Source organism: Phaeacidiphilus oryzae TH49 (genome assembly GCF_000744815.1).
Classification (GTDB): Bacteria; Actinomycetota; Actinomycetes; order Streptomycetales; family Streptomycetaceae; genus Phaeacidiphilus; species Phaeacidiphilus oryzae.
The window spans coordinates 5,086,653-5,103,942 of the sequence record NZ_JQMQ01000005.1 but is presented as its reverse complement, the minus strand read 5'-3'; the positions used below and the strand labels follow the sequence as shown (position 1 = coordinate 5,103,942).

The window sequence follows — 17,290 nt, the reverse complement described above, 5'->3', positions numbered from 1 at the left end:
AGCGCATGATGCCGACCACGTTAACCCACGGCTCACCGCGACCGCACCCGGCTCCCCGTTCTTTCCGGAGTATGAGACGAAGAACGCCCCGCGAAGGGGTGACAATGCGTCATGGTTCTGCGACTTTGAGTCACATGACCGAGCTGGACTCCGCGCACCGGCGGGCATGCTGCCGGATCGTTCCGCCGCATCTTCTGGAGCGGCTGGCACTCGCCCAGGACGAGACCGTCCGGGAGGCCGCCCGCCAGTCGCTCACCCTCGACCACCTGCATCGACGCCGCCGGTCCTCGGCTCCGCGCACCGCCGTCGGCCCGGCCGACACGGCCCTGGACCGGCCGCTGCGCTCGGTCGCCGACGCCGAGTGCGGCGAGCGGCTGCCCGGCCGGGCGGTCCGCGCCGAGGGCGCGCGCCCCACCTCCGACCCGCAGGTCAACCGGGTCTACGACGCGATGGGCCGGACCTTCGACTTCCTCCGCACGGCCTTCCGCCGCTCCTCCCTCGACGGCCAGGGCCTGCCACTGGACGCCACCGTCCACTACGGGCCCCACTACGCCAACGCGTTCTGGAACGGCGAGCGGCTGGTGATCGGGGACGGCGACGGGGTGGTCTTCCGTGACCTCACCGCCTGCCCGGAGCTGATCGCCCACGAACTCGCCCACGGGCTGGTGCAGTTCGGGGCCGGTCTGGAGTACCACGGCCAGTCCGGGGCGCTCGCCGAGTCGCTGGCGGACGTCTTCGCCTCGCTGGCCAAGCAGCACCAGCTGGGCCAGACGGCGGAGCAGGCGGACTGGCTGATCGGCTCCGGCCTCTTCGCCGACGGGCTGCACGGCGCCGGCCTGCGCTCCCTGCGCGAGCCCGGCACGGCCTACGACGATCCGCTGCTGGGCAGGGACCCGCAGCCGGCCACCATGGAGGGCTTCGTCCGCACCACGGACGACGACGGCGGGGTGCACGTCAACTCGGGCATCCCCAACCACGCCTTCTTCCTCCTCGCGGACGCCCTGGGCGGCGACGCGGCGGAGCGGGCCGGACGCATCTGGTACGAGGCGCTGACCGGCGGACGGCTGGCCGCCGGCGCCGGCTTCGCCGAGTTCGCCGCGGCCACCGCCGCCGCCGCGCGCGACCGCTACGGGCCGGGCGGCGAGGAGACCGAGGCGGTGGTGAAGGCCTGGGGCCAGGTCGGCGTCACCTGCTGAAGCGCGGCAGACGGCTGACGAGCCGTCAGAAGCCCAGCTTCCGCAGCTGCTTGGGGTCCCGCTGCCAGTCCTTAGCGATCTTGACATGGAGGTCGAGGAAGACCGGGGTGCCGAGGAGCGCCTCGATCTGCTGCCGCGACTTGGTCCCGACCTCCTTCAGCCGGGCCCCCTTCGGGCCGATGATGATGCCCTTCTGGCTCGGCCGCTCGATGTACACGGTGGCGTGGACGTCCAGCAGCGGCTTGTCCGCCGGCCGGCCCTCGCGCGGCAGCATCTCCTCCACCACGACGGCGATGGAGTGCGGAAGCTCGTCCCGCACCCCCTCCAGCGCGGCCTCCCGTACCAGCTCGGCGACCATCACCTGCTCGGGCTCGTCGGTGAGGTCGCCCTCGGGGTAGAGCGGCGGGCTCTCCGGCAGCAGCGGCACCAGCAGGTCGGCCAGCAGCCCCACCTGGTCGTCCCGGACCGCGGAGACCGGGACGATCTCCGCCCACTCGATGCCCAGCTCCCGGCCCAGCTGGTCCACCGCGATCAGGGTCTCGGCCAGCCGGTCCTTCGGGACCAGGTCGGTCTTGGTGATCACGGCGACCTTGGGGGTGCGCTTGAGCTCGGCGAGCTCCTTGGCGATGAACCGGTCGCCGGGGCCGATCTTCTGGTCGGCGGGCAGGCAGAAGCCGATCACGTCGACCTCCGCCCAGGTCGTGCGGACGACGTCGTTCAGCCGCTCGCCGAGGAGGGTGCGCGGCTTGTGCAGCCCGGGGGTGTCCACCAGCACCAGCTGGGCGTCCGGCCGGTGGACCACCCCGCGGACGGTGTGCCGGGTGGTCTGCGGGCGATTCGAGGTGATCGCGACCTTGGTGCCGACCAGGGCGTTGGTCAGCGTGGACTTACCGGCGTTGGGGCGGCCGACGAAGCAGGCGAAGCCGGCCCGGTGCGCCGGGGCAGGGGTGGTGCGATCACTCATGGAGCACATTGTCCCCCATCGCCACCGCTGCTCGGCGCCACCGGCCCGGCGGGGCCGTGCGCTACTTGCCGCGTCTGAAGAGATCCGGCAGCCCGAAGACGAGGGTGAAGAGGGCCGCGACGATCGACGCGGCCAGCCAGCCCGGGTTCCTGTCCTGCTGCCAGTGCCCCATCCCCATCAGAACGAAAAGCACACCGGCGATGAACCGCACAGCACCCATGGAACCAGCCCCCCTCGTCGCCCGAACCATACCTGCGTTCGAGATCCGCGCACAGGACCTCATGATCCGTCAGGCGTGGTGCACCGCAAGGAGCTCGCCCTCCGGGCCGGCCAGCATCAGCGGCGTGCCGGGGCCGCCCAGGTCCCGCACCGCGGCGGTGTCCACCTCGGCGGGGATCGAGGCCTCGCCGACCACGGCGGCCGCCTCCAGCGACTTTGCGCCGCTGGCCACCGCCATCGCGACGGCGGCCTGCAGGGCGGTCAGCTCCAGCGAGGCGAGGGCGACCGTGCCGGCGACGTACGTCCTGCCGGTCTCGTCCCGGACGGCGGCGCCCTCGGGCACCCCGTTGCGGGCGCGGGCGGAGCGCGCCAGGGTGATGATCTTGCGGTCCTCGGAGTCCAACTGCTGGGACTGCTGCTGCTCGCTCATACGGACGATCCTAAGGGTCAGCCCGCGATGTCCCGCTGGGCGTTGACCTTCTGGATCGCCACCCGGACGAGCAGCTCGCCGGGGACGCCGTTGCGGGCGCCGTACTCCTCGGCGCGGTCGGCGCCCATGTAGCGGGCGGCGATCCTGGTCGCCCACGCGCGGACCTCCGGCAGGTCGTCGGAGAGCCGGGCCACGCCCTCCACCAGCGCGAAGGAGAAGGGCGGCCGGTCGTCGTCCACGCAGATCATCACCCGCGGATCACGCGCGAGATTGCGCCCCTTCACCGTCTCAGCGCCGGTGTTGAAGACGATCTCGTCCTCCCGCCCCGGCGGCCCGTCCAGCAGGAACCAGATCGGGGCGACATGCGGCCGCCCGTCGCTCCGCGTGGTCGCCAGCCTGCCGGTGCGCGTTCCCTCCGCGAGGAACGCCCGCCATTCGTTCCCATCCATGGTGGCCATGCGGTCCATCGTCGGCGACACCGGGCCGGGCCGCCCGCCGACACGCGCGAGCCTGATCGGCCGGGCGGCCTTCGGGTACCCTACCCATCAGTAACTCCGCCCCGGGAGGGAACAGCAGATGACCAGCGTCGCCGAACCGGCAAGCTCGCTCGACTCCGAGTTCGACCGCGCCACCGAGGTCGCCCACGAGTCGGACGGCGCCTACCGCGCCGACCTGCCGGTGGACTGGCGGATCGGCGGCGGCATCAACGGCGGCCTGGTCCTCGCCGTCGCCGCCCGCGCGCTCGGCGCGGAACTCGGCGGCTCGCCGTTCACCGTCACCGCCCACTACCTCTCGGCCTCGCGGGCCGGCGCGGCGAACGTCCGCACCGAGGTGCTGAAGCGCGGGCGGTCGCTCTCCACGGGGACGGCCTCGCTGGTCCAGACCGACGAGCGGACCGGCCGCGAGCGCGAGCGGATACGGGTGCTGGGCACCTACGGCGACCACGCGGGCCTGGACGGCGAGGTGCTCACCACGGCGGTTCCGCCGGAGCTGCCGGCCGTGGCGGACTGCCTCTCCAGCACGGACGGCCCGCGGCTGCCGCACATGGAGCTGATGGAGCGGACGGAGATCCGGTACGACCCGGCCTGCATGGGGTGGCTGCGGGGGAAGCCGTCCGGGCGCGGGGTCATCCAGGGCTGGCTGCGGCTGGCCGACGGCCGGGAGCCGGACCCGCTGTCCCTGCTGTTCGCGGTGGACGCCCTGCCGCCGGTGACGATGGACATGGGCCTGCCGGGGTGGTGCCCGACGCTGGAGCTGACCGTCCACGTCCGGGCGGTGCCGGCGCCGGGGTGGCTGCGGATCCGCCACGCCACCAAGAACTTCGCCGGCGGCCTGCTGGAGGAGGACGCGGAGGTCTGGGACTCCGCCGGCCGCCTGGTCGCCCAGTCCCGCCAACTCGCCAAGGCCCCCACCCCGGCCTGAGCCCGCGGGGCGCCTGAGCCCGCCGGCTGAGCCCGCCGACCGGCTGAGCCCGCCGGGCGCCCGGGCCCGCCGGGCGCCCGGGCCCGCGGGGCTCGCCGGAGGCGCGGGGAGCCGCGCCGCCCGCGGGCCTCAGTCCGCGAGGGTCTCCGCCGGTTCCGGCGCGGCGTCGCCCCGCGCGGGGAGCGGCTCGGCGAGGACGGTGCCGATCCGGTTGCGCCGGCCGGCCGCGCTCTCCGCGGTCAGCCGGATGGCCCGGCGCGGCGGCGCGTCCTCGTCCGGGGCCTCCGGGTCCGGCAGCGGGACCTCCGCGCTGGCGCCCGGGATGGGCACCCGGCCCAGCGCCTTCGCCAGCAGGCCGCCGACCGTCTCGACGTCCTCGTCCTCCAGCTCCGCGCCGAACAGCTCGCCCAGCTCCTCGATGCCGAGCCGCGCCGTGATCCGGAAGCGGCCGCCGCCCAGCGGCTCCACCGGCGGCGCCTCCCGGTCGTACTCGTCGGTGATCTCGCCGACGATCTCCTCCAGGATGTCCTCGATGGTGACCAGCCCCGCCGTGCCGCCGTACTCGTCGATCACCACGGCCACGTGGATGCGGTCCCGCTGCATCTCGCGGAGGAGGTCCGCGGCCGGCTTGGAGTCGGGGACGTAGGTGGCCTGGCGCATCACCTCGGAGACCGGGTCGGACTCCGCGGCGCGGTTGACGTGGGTGCGCCGGACCAGGTCCTTGAGGTAGACGATGCCGACCACGTCGTCCTCGTTCTCGCCGACCACCGGGATCCGGGAGAAGCCGGAGCGCAGCGCCAGCGTCAGCGCCTGCCGCACGGACTTGTAGCGCTCGATCATCACCAGGTCGGTGCGCGGCACCATCACCTCGCGGACGATGGTGTCGCCGAGCTCGAAGACCGAGTGCACCATCCGGCGCTCCTCGTCCTCGATCAGCGAGTCCTTCTCGGCGAGGTCGACCAGCGCCCGCAGCTCCGCCTCGGAGGCGAACGGCCCCTCCCGGAAGCCCTTCCCCGGCGTCAGCGCGTTGCCCAGCATGATCAGCAGCTTGGGGAGCGGGCCGAGGATCCGGGCCAGCGGGATGAGGAGGACGGAGGCGGCGGTCGCCGCGTTCATCGGGTGCTGCCGCCCGATCGTCCGCGGCGACACCCCCACCGCGACATAGGACACCAGCACCATGACGCCGATCGCCACCAGCACGCCGGCCCAGGTGGTGTCGAAGGAGTGGAGGCAGACCACGGTCACCAGGACCGCGGCCGCCATCTCGCAGGCCACCCGGATCAGGGTGGCCAGGTTGAGGTACCGGACCTGGTCGGAGGCCAGGGCCAGCAGCCGCTTCGCACCGCGCCGGCCGTGCCGCACGGCCTCCTCGGCGCGGAAGCGGGAGACCCGGGAGATGCCGGCCTCCGCGCAGGCGGCCAGCCAGGCCACCAGCACCAGCAGCACGGCGCCGACCAGAAGGCTCGTACTCTCACCGCTCATCGGAGCGACGCACCCCGCCTCAGTGAGTGGTCGGGGCCGGGGACGGGCCGGTGAGGCCCCGCGCGGCGCGCCACTCGTCCAGGATCGCCTTCTGCAGGCCGAACATCTCCGCCTTCTCCTCCGGCTCGCCGTGGTCGTAGCCGAGGACGTGCAGCACCCCGTGGACGGTGAGCAGCTGCAGCTCGGCGTCCATCGAGTGGCCGTTGGCCGCGCCCTGCTTCTCGGCCACCTCGGGGCAGAGGACGATGTCGCCGAGGAGGCCCTGCGGCAGCTCTTCCTCCTCCTTGCCGGGGGTGCCGGGGCGGAGCTCGTCCATCGGGAAGGACATCACGTCCGTCGGGCCGGGCTCGTCCATCCACTGGATGTGGAGCTGCTCCATGGCGGCGGCGTCGACGACGATGACGGAGAGCTCGGAGAGCGGGTGGATGTGCAGCCGGTCCAGGGCGAAGCGGGCGATGTCGAGGATCGCCTCCTCGTCCACCTCGGTGCCGGACTCGTTGTTGATGTCGATAGACATGGGTTCTGTCGCCCTCTGGTGGTGCTGTGCTCGGTCAGCTCTCGCTGCGGTGCGGCTGGCGGGGGGCGCGTCCGCGCCGGGCCCCGCCCTTGGAGTGGCCGGAGCGCGGACGGTCGCCGTCCGCGCCTGCCCCCCGGGAGCTCTCGGCGCTCTCGGCGCCCTCGGAGCTCTCGGCGTCCCAGCGGGCGTACGCGTCGACGATCCGGCCGACCAGCTTGTGCCGGACCACGTCGCGGCTGCTCAGCTGGGAGAAGTGGACGTCGTCCAGGCCGCGCAGGATGTCCTGCACCACCCGGAGCCCGCTCCTGGTGCCGCCCGGCAGGTCGACCTGGGTGACGTCGCCGGTGACCACGATCTTGGAGTTGAAGCCGAGCCGGGTGAGGAACATCTTCATCTGCTCGGGGCTGGTGTTCTGCGCCTCGTCGAGGATGATGAACGCGTCGTTGAGGGTCCGTCCGCGCATGTACGCCAGCGGCGCGACCTCGATGGTGCCGGCGGACATCAGCCGGGGGATCGAGTCCGGGTCGATCATGTCGTGCAGCGCGTCGTAGAGCGGGCGCAGATACGGGTCGATCTTCTCGTAGAGGGTGCCCGGCAGGAAGCCCAGCCGCTCCCCCGCCTCGACCGCGGGCCGGGTCAGGATGATCCGGTTGACCTGCTTGGACTGCAGGGCCTGCACCGCCTTGGCCATCGCCAGGTACGTCTTCCCGGTACCGGCCGGGCCGATGCCGAAGACGATCGTGTGCTTGTCGATCGCGTCCACGTAGTGCTTCTGGTTGAGCGTCTTGGGACGGATCGAGCGGCCGCGGTTGGAGAGGATGTTCGCGGTGAGCACCTCGGCCGGGGACTCGGCCGCGTCCGGGTGCTCCGGGTCGACGGCGGCGGCGCGCAGCATCGCGATGGAGCGCTCGACGGAGTCCTCGGTGAGCGGCTGCCCGGTGCGCAGCACCAGCATCATCTCGTCGAAGAGCCGCTGCACCAGAGCGGTCCCGGCCTTGTCGCCGGTCGCCGTGACCTCGTTGCCTCGGACGTGGATGTCGAGTTCGGGGAACGCCTTCTCGATCACCCTCAGCAGTGAGTCACCCGAACCGAGGACGGTCACCATCGGGTGTTTCTCCGGGATCACGATGCGGGCCACCGCGGACCCGGAGGTCTCGGATGTCTCGGAATCCCCCCGAGAGCCGTTGGCTGCTGCGGTGCTGCGGGAGCGTGGTGTGGAAGTCATGGGTCGGCGCTGCGGCCTGGGTCATCCCGTCTTCAGTAGGACTGGCGTGGGTACTGCCAAGGGTACGACGGTCAACCCGCCGGAGACCGATGTTCGGTCACTCGCTCAGCTCCCGCCAGCGGTTTTCCCGGCGGGCTCGCCGAGGGGGGCCGCCCGGCGGGCGGGCAGCGGGATCCGGTCGAGGTCCGCGGCCAGGCTGATCTCGCCGTCGAAGCACTCCCTGGCCTCGGCGAGGTGCCCCTCGGTGTCCTGGTAGCGCTGGGAGAAATGGGTCAGCACCAGGTGCCGCACGCCGGCCTCGGCCGCCAGCCGGGCCGCCTGCCGGGCGGTGAGGTGGCCGTACGCCTCGGCGAGGTCGGCCTCGGCCTCCAGGAAGGTGGCCTCGGCGACCAGCATGTCCACGCCCTCGGCCAGCCGGGCGGCGCCCTGGCAGAGCCGGGTGTCCATGAGGAAGGCGAAGCTCTGGCCGGGGCGGGGGACGGAGACCTCGTCGAGCGCGACGGTGCCGCCGTCGGGGGCGGTGACCCGGCCCTCGCGCTGCAGCCGGCCGATGTCCGGGCCGGTGATGCCGCGGGCGGCGAGGCGGTCCGGGAGGATCCGGCGGCCGTCCGGCTCCTCCAGGCGGTAGCCGTAGGACTCGACGGGGTGCGAGAGGCGCTCGGCGCGGAGGGTGAAGGGGGCGCCGGGGGCGGGGAGGTCGGCGGCGTCGCCGTCGACCGGGTGGAGGTCCGCGGCCACGGTCTCGTGGAAGGCCGCCGCTCCCCGCAGCCGCTCGAAGAAGTGCTGTCCGGAGGCGGGGTAGTAGGCGGCGTAGCCGTGCGGCGGGCGGTCGAGGTTGATCCGCTGGATCACCCCGGGGAGGCCGAGGCAGTGGTCGCCGTGGAAGTGCGAGACCAGGATCCGGGTGATCTGCCCGGCCGGCGCCCCGGCCAGCAGCATCTGCCGCTGCGTGCCCTCGCCGGGGTCGAAGAGGAGCGCCTCCCGGTCCCAGCGCAGGAGGTAGCCGTTGTGGTTGCGGTGCCGGGTCGGCACCTGCGCGGCCGTGCCCAGGACCAGGAGTTCACGCTGCGACACTCTGCCCACGTCCCGTCGGTTCACTTGTTCCGCTGTTCCGCTGATCCGCTGTGGCGGTGTTCCGCTGCCGCGGTGTTCCGCTGCCGCGCTGTCGCGTGCGGGCGCTCAGAGCAGCCGCTCGTGCATGCCGTCGCCGCCGCCGAGGAGGTGGACGTGGGCGTGGAAGACGGTCTGCCCGGCCCCGGAGCCGGTGTTGAAGATCAGCCGGTAGCCGCTCTCGTCCACCTTCTCCTCCTGGGCGACCCGGCCGGCCTCGGCGAGCACCTGGCCGGCCAGCTCGGGCTCGGCCTGGGCGACGGCGGCGGCGTTCGGGTAGTGGGCCTTGGGGACGACCAGCACGTGGGTGGGCGCCTGCGGGTTGATGTCGCGGAAGGCCAGCGTGGTGTCGGTCTCCCGGACCACCGTCGCCGGGATCTCCCGCGCCACGATCTTGCAGAACAGGCAGTCCGCCTGAGCCTCGCCGGCCACGTCGACTCTCCTTCATGCGCGCGCTGGTTGGTGCCCGTGCATCGTAGTCCGCGGAGGTCGCGGGGTCAGGTTCGGTGCCAGGGTTCCGCAGGCGGCAGCGGCAGCGGAGGAGGTGCGGGGACGAACGGGGGGCGCGGCAGCGTGCCGTGGGCGCGGCGCAGCCCGCTCAGGGAGGCGCGGGACAGCCGGTCGAACGCCTCGGCCAGGGCCAGCTGGCCGGCGGCGAGCCCGAGGACCGCCAGGCCGCCGTAGAAGGCCCGGGCCGGCAGCGGAACAGCCGCCGTGACCAGCGCGCAGGCGCTGCCGCAGGCGTGGCCGAGTACGGCGGCCGGCACCGGGCCCCTGGTCCGCACCAGCCGCCCGAGCGCCGCCCGGGCCGGCCGCGGCAGCGGGCGCAGGGCCCTCGCCCACCACAGCGCCCAGGTGGCGAGGAGGACCGCGGTCATGGCGGCGGAGACGGTCAGCCGCTGGGCCATCGGCCGGTGGCATACGGCCAGTTGGACGCAGGCGGCGAGGACGACCGCGGGGACCGCGATCCAGCGCAGGCCGTTCAGCAGCCGGACCGCGGCGACCTCCCGGTCATGCCGATGCTCCGGCAGGCCGGGCGCGGCGGCCGCCGCCGCGAAGGCCTCGACCGCTCTGCCCGGGCCCTCGGGACGCGGTGCGGCCAGCAGGAGTTCGCTCCGCGCCGGGGCGAACTCCGGGTCGACCCGCAGGGCCTCCCGGAAGGCCCGGCGGGCGACCCGCCGCCAGGGCGTCCCGGGGGTCAGCCGCTCGGCGGCGAGGCCGGCCAGGTAGTGGTGGACGGCCTGGTCCGGGTCCAGCCGGACGGCCTCGGCGGCGGCCCGGTAGGCCTCCTGCCGGCGGGCGGCCGGCAGCGGGCCGGGACAGGAGAGGAGGCTGAAGCCGTACTCACGGTGCACCGAGGCCCGGCCGGGCAGCGCAAGGACCGCCTCCGCACAGTGGAGGACGGCCTCCTCATGGCGGTCCTCGGCGCGCAGGGCCCGTGCCCTGGCCACCCACCAGTCCTCGTCGCGGGGCTCGGGGAGGTCGGCGGGCATGCGGACTCCATGGGGTGCGGGCGGACCACGGTGGGGCGGGAAGAGGCCGTGCGGCGTGCGGAAGAGGCCGTGCGAGGTGCGGAAGAGCCGCGCCGGATGTGCCCGGCGATCATCCCTCGGATCGGCCCGGTGGAGTAGCCCCGGGCGGCGACTCGGGGGCGAACGGCGGGCGCGGGCCCGGCGGGCCGGCCGGCCGGAAGTCGCGCCGGCTCACCGCCTCGCCGGTACGCCGGAGTTCGGCAAGACGGGCCCGGGAGACCTGGCCCGCCACCAGGATCAGGACGGCCTGCGTCACCAGCCCGACGAACCACAGCAGGCCGTACCAGCCCGGATCGGGCAGCGGAACGGCCGCCGCGATCAGCCCGCAGGCGCTGCCGACGCCCACGCCGATCGCGCCGAGCCGCACCGAACCGCGGGTGCGGACCAGCCGGAACACCGTCGCCCGGACCGGCTTCGGCAGCGGGCGCAGCGTGCCCGCCCACCACAGCGCCCAGGCCAGCAGCAGGGCGGAGGTCAGCACCGCGTTGGCGGTGAGCCGGTGGCCCAGCGGCTCCGGGAACATCGCCGAGCCGACGCCGCCGCAGACCACCAGGGCGGCCAGCGCGATCCAGCGCAGCCTGGACACCAGCCGCAGCGCCACCACCTGCACGTTGTGCTGGTAGATGCCCTGCTGCGGGTCGGCGGCCGCGCTCGCCGCGAAACCGCGGGCGGCCTCGCCGACCCGGCCGGAGCCCAGCTGGATCACCGCCAGGGTGTTCCGCGCCGGGGTGAACTCCGGGTCGAGGCGGAGCGCCTCCTCGAAGGCCGCCACGGCCACCGGGCCCCAGCGGAAGCCGGGATGGAGGCGCTGGGCGGCGAGACCGAGGAGGTAGTGCCCCGCGGCCTGCTGCGGGTCCAGCCGGATCGCCTCGGAGGCCGCCCGGTAGGCCTCCTCCGGCAGTCCGCCGCCGGGGCCGTCCAGCAGGCTGATCGCGTACTCGCGGTGGACCGGGGCGCGGTCCGGGAGGGCCCGGATCGCGTCGGCGCAGTGCCGCACGGCCTCGTCGTGGCGCGTCAGGCGGCGCAGCGCGCGGGCCGCCATCAACCAGGCCACCTGGTGGCCGGAGTCGACGGCGAGCGCCCGCCGGGCGGCGGACAGCGCCTCCTCGTACCGCTCGGCGGCGACCAGGGCGCGGGCCCAGACGGCCTGCACCCAGGCCTCGTCGGGCCGGGTGGCGGCCAGCGGGCCGAGCCGCTCGATCGCCTCGGTCGTCCGCTCGGTGTCCAGCAGCAGCTCGGCGTGCCTGAGCCGGCGGAACTCCTCCGGCTCCAGGCTCACAGCTGCTTCCGGGACTTGAGGTAGGCGGCCAGCTCGTCGTAGGTGCCGTCCTCGTTGGCGTAGAGGGCGACGTTGCGGGCGGCGGAGAGCCAGGTGTCGATGGAGGGGCGGATCTCGCGGGCGGCGGCGACCAGGTCGTCCTGGCCGATCTTCCGCACCGTGCCGCTGGCCGCCGAGTCCAGCAGGGCCCGCTCGGCGGCGGTCTCGCAGAGGTGGGCGAGGTCGGCCCCGGAGAAGCCCTCGGTACGGCGGGCGATCTTCGCCGGATCGACGCCGGCGACCGGACGCTCCCTCAGGTGGTAGCCGAGGATGGCCTCCCGGGCCTCCTGGTCCGGCGGCAGCACCAGCAGCGTGCGGTCCAGCCGGCCGGGGCGGCGGAGCGCCGGGTCCACGTCCCAGGGGTGGTTGGTGGCGGCCAGGACGAACAGCCCCTCGTTGTCCGCGTCCACCCCGTCCAGCTCGGTGAGCAGCTGGTTGACGGTGGAGCGCATGGCGCTGTTGCGGAGGTTGCTGCGGCGGCCGCCGAGGGCGTCCAGCTCGTCCAGGAAGACCACGCAGGGGCGGTGCCGGCGGGCGGTCCGGAAGATCTGGTGGAGGTTGCGCTCGGAGACGCCCAGGTAGCTGTCCAGCACGTCGGCGAGGCCGACGTTGACGAAGCCGGCGCCGAGCTCGCCGGCGATCGCCCGGGCGAGAAAGGTCTTCCCGCAGCCGGGCGGGCCGTAGAGGAGGAGCCCGCCGCGGAGCGACTTGCCGTACAGCCGGCGGAGTTCGGGGTTGCGCATGGGGGCCAGGAAGGCGGCCTCCAGCCGCTGCTTGACCTGGGTCATGCCGCCGACGTCGGCCAGCCGGACGGCGGAGCGCTCCAGGTCGAAGAAGCGGGTGTCCGGGGCGTCCGGGTCGGCCGCGCCGTCCAGGGCGGCGGCGTCCACGTCCGAGACCTGCCGCTCGGCCTGCTGCCAGTCGAAGACCGGCTGCGAGGGCGGCTCCGGCTGCTGCTGCGACCGCGAGGGCTGCGACGGCTGCGGCTGCGAGGGCTGCGGCTGCGAGGGCTGCGGCTGCTGCACGGGCGTGCCCGGGCCGCTCAGCGCGCGGGTCATCAGGGCGCGGGCCTCGGTGCTGGCCGGGTCGTGCTGGAGGGCGATCGCGGCCTCGGCGATCGCCTCGTCCGCGCGCCCCTCGCCCAGCAGCAGTTCGGCCAGGTGCAGCCGCAGCGGCACGTCGCCCGGCGCGGCGTTCAGCGCCGTACGCAGGCTGGCCAGCAGCGGGGGCTCGGAGGCGTCGGGCGAACGCTCGGCTGACATCGGTTCTCCGTCGGTAATCGGCTACCTGGTCTTCTCGGCCCGCTGACGTCACGTCACCGGGACGGCAGCGGCGGCAGGCGGGGCGGCTGGGCGGCGGGGCGCTCGGCGAGGGCGGCGAGCGCTATCCGCACCCCCTCGGCGAGCTGCGGGTCCTCCCCTCGCGCCCAGTGGTGCGGGGCCATCACCACTTCGACGTCCGGATCGACCCCGTGGTTCTCCAGGCCCCAGCCGTAACCCTCCAGCCAGAAGGCGTACTTGGGCTGGGTGATCAGCGTGCCGTCGACCAGGCGGTAGCGGCTGTCGATGCCGATCACGCCGCCCCAGGTGCGGGTGCCGACCACCTTGCCGATGCCCAGCGCCTGGATCGCCGCGTTGACGATGTCCCCGTCCGAGCCGGAGAACTCGTCCGCGAGGGCGACCACCGGGCCGCGCGGGGCGTCCGCCGGATAGCGCTGGGCGGCGGACTGGTCCCGGATCGTGTCCCAGCCCACCACCCGGCGGTTGAGCTTCTCCACCACCAGCTGGGAGAGGTGGCCGCCGCGGTTCTCCCGGAGGTCGACGACCACGCCCTCCCGGGCCATCTCCACCCGCAGGTCGCGGTGGAGCTGGGCCCAGCCGGGTCCCATCATGTCCGGCACGTGGAGGTAGCCGAGCCGGCCGCCGGAGAGCTCGTGGACGGCGGCCCGCCGGTCCGCCACCCAGTCGTGGTAGCGCAGCGGCTCCTCGTCGTCGACCGGGACCACCACGGTCTCCCGCGGCGGCTGGTCGCCGGTGGCGACGGTGAGCGCCACCGGGCGTCCGGCGGTGCCGGCCAGCAGCGGCAGGGGGCCGCGCACCGGGTCGACCGGCCGGCCGTTGACGGCGAGGATCGCGTCCCCGGCCCGAACCGCCGCGCCCGGGGCGGCCAGCGGGGAACGGGCCCGCGGGTCCGAGGACTCGCCGCGGAGCACCCTGGCCACCCGCCAGACGGCGGCGCCCGGCTCCGCACCGGCCTCCGCGCCCGCAGGGGCGGTCTCGCGCACCAGGTCGGCGCCGAGCAGCCCATGCCGCCTGGCCTCGCTCACCGCGCGGCCCAGCGGGCTGACGTAGGCGTGCGAGGTGCCGAGCTCACCGTGCAGCTCGTAGAGGAGGTCGGCGAGCTCGTCACGGCTGGCCACGCGGTCCAGCAGGGGCCGGTAGCGGTCGAGTTGGGCCTGCCAGTCGACGCCGCCCAGGTCCGCGCGCCAGAAGTTGTCGCGCATGATCCGGCCGGTCTCGGCGTACATCTGCCGCCATTCGGCGGCCGGGTCGACCACCACCCGCAGCCGGTCCAGATCGACGTCGAGGTCGTCGTCCGAGCCGCCCCGGCCGTTCCCGGAGCCGCGGGACGGCTTGCGGTCCGCGGGGACCACGCGGAGCCGGCCGCGGTCCCGGAGCACCACCCGGGAGCCGTCGCCGGAGACCTCGAAGTCGTCCAGCCCGTCGACCAGTTCCTCCTCCTCCAGCGAGGAGAGGTCGAAGCGCTCCAGCACCGGGCGGGGCCCGTCCTCGTCCGGGGCGGCCAGGTCGTCGCCGAGCACCCCGGTGAGCGGTATCCGGGTCCACAGCACCCCGCCCTTGGCGGCGCGGAGCTCGCCGAAGCGGCCGCCGGCCACCGGGAACGGCACGATCCGGTCGGCGATCCCCTCCAGGTCGACCACGGTCTCCGGGGGCCGGCGCTCGGAGCCGGCCCTGGACGCACCGGCGGCCGCGCCGCCCTCCCCGCCCTCGGCGTCTCCGCTCCCGCCCTCCGACGCGGCCGGCTTCGCCGTCCCGTCCGCGTCGTCGGCGGCCTCGTCGGCGGTGTCGGTGTCCTCGGTGTCGTCGGGGTCGTCGGGGTCCTCGCCGAAGCCGCGGCCGGCCGGGCGGGGCCCGAACGGCGAGGGGGTGGTGTCCGCGAGGGTGATCAGGTACGGACGGCAGCCGGTCGGGAAGGAGACGTCGAAGACGTGGGCGTCGTAGACCGGGTCGAAGGTGCGGACGGAGAGGAAGGCCAGGTGCTTACCGTCCGCGGTGAAGGCGGGCGAGGTGTCGCAGAAGCGCAGCGGGGTGGCCTCGACCGGCCCGGCCGGTCCGTCCTCCCCCTCGCCGCCGCCGGTACGGGCCAGCATCAGCTGCCGCAGCGGCTCGGGGCCCGGCTGCGACCAGGCCAGCCAGCGCGAGTCCGGGGAGAACACCAGCCCGTCCACGTCCCCGTGCTGACAGTGCGTCAACTCCCGTATCTCGCCGGACTCCAGCTCGACCAGGTGCAGCCGGCCGTCGTGCGAGGCGGCGGCGGCCAGCCGGCCGTCCGGCGAGACCGCCAGGTCCAGCACCCGGCCGAGCCGGCCGTCGCCTATCCGCCGGCTCGGACCGCGACCGTCGGCCGGGGCCAGCTCCAGGCCGTCCTCACCGGAGGCGTCCGACACCCACAGCACCGACTGGCCGCCCTGGCGCGGCCGTGGGGACTTCCCGGCGGCGCGGCCGGCCCCTGCGGCGTCCGCCGCGGCAGCCGCGGCCGGCACCACCCGGGGCAGCCGCGCGCGCACCCCCGGCTCGACGCCGAGCGCCCGGGCCGGGCCGTCCCGGTGCGGCAGCCAGTGGACGGTGCCGCGGACCGCGACCGCGCTGCCGCGACCGGTCCGGTCCGGGGCGAAGCCGCCGAGGTTGCGGCCGGCGTCCACCGGATGCGGCTGGCGCGCGGTGGCCGGGCCGCCGAGGGCCGTCTCCAGCCGGCGCGGCTCCCGCTGACCGTCCGTCAGGTCGTCCAGCAGCCAGAGGTCGCCGCCGGCGTGCCAGATCACCCTGGTGCCGTCGGTGGCCGCGTTCCGGGCCCAGAACTCGCCGGAGGGGTGCGCCCGCAGGTCGCTGCCGTCCGGCAGGGCGGACCACAGCCGGCCGAGCCCGTCGTGGTCGGAGAGGAACGCGATCCGCTCCCCCACCCACAGCGGGCACTCCAGGTTTCCGTCGAAGGCCGTCTCCGCGTCCGCCGGCCCGGGGCGCAGTCGGGTGAACTCCCCACCGGTGCGCCCCATCCACAACTTGCCCGCGGTACCGCCGCGATACCTCTTCCAGTACGCGGCCTCGAGACCCATCGGGGCGGAGAGGAGCAGCACCCGGCCCTCCGGACCCACCCCCGGCTCGAAGGCCAGCCCGCCGACCGGGCCGTACGGCAGCCGACGCGGCTCGCCCCCGTCGAGCGGAACGGCGAACGCCCAGGTCCGCCTGGACGTGGCCTGGCCGCCGGTGCTGAACACCAGCACCTCGGGGGCGCCCTCCGGCGAGGTGGTCCAGCCGAGCACCCGGGTGCGCTGGCTCCCCCAGTGGGTGAGCCGGACGGCGGTCCCGCCCTCGACGGGGGCGGTGTAGACCTCGGAGGCCCCGTCCTTCCCCGAGGTCCAGGCGAGATGCCGACCGTCAGGCGAGAAGCGGGGGTTGCGGACCGGGACCCGGTCGGCGGTGAACCGCCAGGCCCGGCCCCCGTCCAGCGGGGTCAGCCAGATGTCGTCCTCCGCCGTGAAGGCGGCCAGCGGCCCGGCGGGGCCGGTTCCGTGCACGTCAGGATGGCGCAGGTAACCCGTCACACCGGCAACCCTAGCCGCCGACGATCAGTCGGAGCAGCGAATTATGGGTTTGCCAGAGGCAACTCCGGGGGCTCGCCGCGGACACCGTGCGCCCCCGTCACCGCACATGGCCTAGCCTTGCACTCCGTCAACGGCAGCCTACGGGGAGGCATGCGATGTCCCAGGGGCACTACCAGCCGCTACCGCCGTACTACAGGCGGGAGCCCGAGCGGGAGCAGGCGGAGGCGGCGGCCGCCGCGGCGGACCTCCGGCGGACGGAGTCCAGACGCCGCACGGCGATGATCGCGTACTCGGTGATCGGCGGGGTCGCCGTCGCGGGCGGGATCGGTCTGGCGGTGCCGACCATGAAACCGCACATCCCCGCCGGGCTCGCGGCCCTGCCGGCCGGCGCGGCCTCGGCGGAGCGCCCCGGCGCGGGGGCGACGACGGGCGCCGGCGGCAACTCCGGTGCCACCCGGGCGCGTTCGGGCGGCACGGCGGCGGGCGCGGCCGCCGGGAGGGCGGGCACCGGAACGGCTGGCAGCGCCGGCACCACCGGCACCGCGGCCGGGGCGGTCACCGCCCAGCAGGCCTTCTCCTCCGCCACCATGGTGGTCGGCCCGCGCACCTACGACCGCAGGCTGGTCACCTCCGGCCCGTGCAACCAGGGCGTCACCCCCGCGCTGGCCGCCCTCCTCACCCGCGAGGGCTGCGCCTCCCTGCTGCGCGCCACCTACACCTCCGGCACCAGCGCGATCGGCCTGGCCGTCGCCGTCCTGCCGACCGGCGCGGCCGGCGCCGCCGCGGCCAAGCCCCCGGCCGGCGGCGAGGTCGTCCCGTACGCCGACGGCAGCACGGTCAAGTCCTTCTGCGCGCAGGGCGGTTGCACCGCGGACCAGTCCGCGGACGGCCGCTACGCCCTCTTCTCGGTGGTGGACCGCACCGACGGTACCCACCCCAAGCCGGCGGACGCCAAGACCGCCGACGCGGCGGCCCTACGGGCCCTCCTCGCCGAGCTCCGCCAGGCCGGCGCCTGACCGGGCGACCGGACCC

16 protein-coding genes are annotated in these 17,290 nt (G+C 74.9%); 3 read left to right on the top strand and 13 right to left on the bottom strand.

Going from position 1 to position 17,290, the window contains the following annotated elements; translation table 11 throughout:
* The first annotated feature begins 134 nt into the window (after positions 1–134).
* Positions 135–1,196, top strand: a complete 1,062-nt coding sequence (locus tag BS73_RS26260) for a M4 family metallopeptidase (RefSeq protein WP_051940665.1) — start codon at positions 135–137, stop codon at positions 1,194–1,196.
* A 25-nt stretch (positions 1,197–1,221) separates the two neighbouring features.
* Here BS73_RS26260 and era read toward each other — a convergent pair whose 3' ends face one another.
* The 4 genes from era to BS73_RS26240 all read right to left on the bottom strand — a co-directional run bounded on the left by era (position 1,222) and on the right by BS73_RS26240 (position 3,276).
* Positions 1,222–2,169: a GTPase Era gene (gene era / locus BS73_RS26255; protein WP_084704372.1), complete on the bottom strand. Its 948-nt coding sequence runs from the start codon at positions 2,167–2,169 to the stop codon at positions 1,222–1,224.
* 52 nt (positions 2,170–2,221) lie between these two features.
* Complete coding sequence (locus BS73_RS38360; RefSeq protein ID WP_161789705.1) at positions 2,222–2,380, bottom strand: hypothetical protein; 159 nt, start codon at positions 2,378–2,380, stop codon at positions 2,222–2,224.
* 69 nt (positions 2,381–2,449) lie between these two features.
* Positions 2,450–2,809 (bottom strand): cytidine deaminase, encoded by a 360-nt coding sequence (locus BS73_RS26245; protein WP_037576546.1) that lies wholly within the window; start codon positions 2,807–2,809, stop codon positions 2,450–2,452.
* 17 nt (positions 2,810–2,826) lie between these two features.
* Complete coding sequence (locus BS73_RS26240; RefSeq protein WP_407675061.1) at positions 2,827–3,276, bottom strand: PPOX class F420-dependent oxidoreductase; 450 nt, start codon at positions 3,274–3,276, stop codon at positions 2,827–2,829.
* Between the two features lie 109 nt (positions 3,277–3,385).
* On the opposite strand from BS73_RS26240, the gene BS73_RS26235 reads away from it, so the two are divergent.
* Positions 3,386–4,231 carry a thioesterase family protein gene (locus BS73_RS26235; RefSeq protein WP_037576540.1) on the top strand — a complete coding sequence of 282 codons (846 nt, stop codon included), beginning with the start codon at positions 3,386–3,388 and terminating at the stop codon, positions 4,229–4,231.
* Positions 4,232–4,360: 129 nt separating this feature from the next.
* On the opposite strand, the gene BS73_RS26230 is transcribed toward BS73_RS26235, so the two are convergent.
* From BS73_RS26230 to BS73_RS26190, 9 genes are all read right to left on the bottom strand, one after another.
* Entirely contained in the window at positions 4,361–5,713 is a 1,353-nt protein-coding gene (locus tag BS73_RS26230; RefSeq protein WP_037576537.1) for a hemolysin family protein, read from the bottom strand.
* Positions 5,714–5,732: 19 nt separating this feature from the next.
* Positions 5,733–6,230: an rRNA maturation RNase YbeY gene (gene ybeY / locus BS73_RS26225; protein ID WP_037576534.1), complete on the bottom strand. Its 498-nt coding sequence runs from the start codon at positions 6,228–6,230 to the stop codon at positions 5,733–5,735.
* Positions 6,231–6,264: 34 nt separating this feature from the next.
* A complete protein-coding gene (locus BS73_RS26220) occupies positions 6,265–7,455 on the bottom strand; it encodes a PhoH family protein (RefSeq protein ID WP_051940662.1) in 1,191 nt (396 codons plus the stop codon).
* Positions 7,456–7,560: 105 nt separating this feature from the next.
* The gene (locus BS73_RS26215; RefSeq protein WP_051940659.1) at positions 7,561–8,529 is read right to left on the bottom strand and encodes a ribonuclease Z; all 969 of its coding nucleotides are present in this window, start codon (positions 8,527–8,529) and stop codon (positions 7,561–7,563) included.
* Positions 8,530–8,634: 105 nt separating this feature from the next.
* Positions 8,635–8,997 (bottom strand): histidine triad nucleotide-binding protein, encoded by a 363-nt coding sequence (locus BS73_RS26210; RefSeq protein ID WP_037576532.1) that lies wholly within the window; start codon positions 8,995–8,997, stop codon positions 8,635–8,637.
* 65 nt (positions 8,998–9,062) lie between these two features.
* Positions 9,063–10,058 carry a tetratricopeptide repeat protein gene (locus BS73_RS26205; protein WP_037576529.1) on the bottom strand — a complete coding sequence of 332 codons (996 nt, stop codon included), beginning with the start codon at positions 10,056–10,058 and terminating at the stop codon, positions 9,063–9,065.
* Positions 10,059–10,167: 109 nt separating this feature from the next.
* Complete coding sequence (locus BS73_RS35085; protein ID WP_051940648.1) at positions 10,168–11,376, bottom strand: tetratricopeptide repeat protein; 1,209 nt, start codon at positions 11,374–11,376, stop codon at positions 10,168–10,170.
* The gene (locus tag BS73_RS26195) at positions 11,373–12,677 is read right to left on the bottom strand and encodes an ATP-binding protein (protein WP_037576526.1); all 1,305 of its coding nucleotides are present in this window, start codon (positions 12,675–12,677) and stop codon (positions 11,373–11,375) included. Before BS73_RS26195 ends, BS73_RS35085 begins: the two co-directional genes overlap by 4 nt.
* Positions 12,678–12,730: 53 nt before the next feature.
* Positions 12,731–16,258, bottom strand: a complete 3,528-nt coding sequence (locus BS73_RS26190; protein WP_037576523.1) for a S41 family peptidase — start codon at positions 16,256–16,258, stop codon at positions 12,731–12,733.
* Positions 16,259–16,413: 155 nt separating this feature from the next.
* Between BS73_RS26190 and BS73_RS26185 the strand changes: the two genes are divergently transcribed.
* On the top strand, positions 16,414–17,274 hold the full coding sequence (locus BS73_RS26185; protein WP_037576520.1) for a hypothetical protein: 861 nt from the start codon (positions 16,414–16,416) through the stop codon (positions 17,272–17,274).
* The last annotated feature ends 16 nt before the right edge of the window (positions 17,275–17,290 follow it).

What these genes read in the sequence shown, in the direction of transcription:
- BS73_RS26195 (WP_037576526.1), bottom strand. Translation starts at nt 12,677, where the DNA reads ATGTCAGCCGAGCGTTCGCCCGACGCCTCCGAGCCCCCGCTGCTGGCC.
- BS73_RS26185 (WP_037576520.1), top strand. Translation starts at nt 16,414, where the DNA reads ATGTCCCAGGGGCACTACCAGCCGCTACCGCCGTACTACAGGCGGGAG.
- BS73_RS26235 (WP_037576540.1), top strand. Translation starts at nt 3,386, where the DNA reads ATGACCAGCGTCGCCGAACCGGCAAGCTCGCTCGACTCCGAGTTCGAC.
- BS73_RS26240 (WP_407675061.1), bottom strand. Translation starts at nt 3,276, where the DNA reads ATGGACCGCATGGCCACCATGGATGGGAACGAATGGCGGGCGTTCCTC.
- BS73_RS26230 (WP_037576537.1), bottom strand. Translation starts at nt 5,713, where the DNA reads ATGAGCGGTGAGAGTACGAGCCTTCTGGTCGGCGCCGTGCTGCTGGTG.
- BS73_RS38360 (WP_161789705.1), bottom strand. Translation starts at nt 2,380, where the DNA reads ATGGGTGCTGTGCGGTTCATCGCCGGTGTGCTTTTCGTTCTGATGGGG.
- ybeY (WP_037576534.1), bottom strand. Translation starts at nt 6,230, where the DNA reads ATGTCTATCGACATCAACAACGAGTCCGGCACCGAGGTGGACGAGGAG.
- BS73_RS26220 (WP_051940662.1), bottom strand. Translation starts at nt 7,455, where the DNA reads ATGACTTCCACACCACGCTCCCGCAGCACCGCAGCAGCCAACGGCTCT.
- era (WP_084704372.1), bottom strand. Translation starts at nt 2,169, where the DNA reads ATGTGCTCCATGAGTGATCGCACCACCCCTGCCCCGGCGCACCGGGCC.
- BS73_RS26260 (WP_051940665.1), top strand. Translation starts at nt 135, where the DNA reads ATGACCGAGCTGGACTCCGCGCACCGGCGGGCATGCTGCCGGATCGTT.
- BS73_RS26205 (WP_037576529.1), bottom strand. Translation starts at nt 10,058, where the DNA reads ATGCCCGCCGACCTCCCCGAGCCCCGCGACGAGGACTGGTGGGTGGCC.
- BS73_RS26245 (WP_037576546.1), bottom strand. Translation starts at nt 2,809, where the DNA reads ATGAGCGAGCAGCAGCAGTCCCAGCAGTTGGACTCCGAGGACCGCAAG.